Here is a 278-nt window from a genome sequence, read left to right on the forward strand (position 1 = left end):
CGTACACCAAAACAAGCAATGCCTAATCAACCAGCGTGAAGTTCACAAACACACACATAGCTTTAATGCAGCCCTAAGAAGTGCATTACGTGAAGATCCGGATGTTATTCTTGTGGGTGAAATGCGCGACCTCGAAACCATTCGCTTAGCCATGACAGCTGCTGAAACGGGTCACTTAGTATTCGGTACTTTGCATACCACTTCAGCTGCCAAAACTATTGACCGTATAGTCGATGTATTCCCTGAAGGTGAAAAGAGCATGGTTCGTACCATGTTGT

1 protein-coding gene is annotated in these 278 nt (G+C 45.0%); it reads left to right on the plus strand.

The features are described from left to right. A partial coding sequence (locus tag AAEZ00_RS21110; protein ID WP_351089843.1) for an ATPase, T2SS/T4P/T4SS family occupies nucleotides 1–278 on the plus strand: 278 nt, incomplete at both ends.

Source organism: Shewanella sp. S1-49-MNA-CIBAN-0167 (assembly GCF_040310145.1).
GTDB classification, from domain to species: Bacteria; Pseudomonadota; Gammaproteobacteria; order Enterobacterales; family Shewanellaceae; genus Shewanella; species Shewanella psychromarinicola.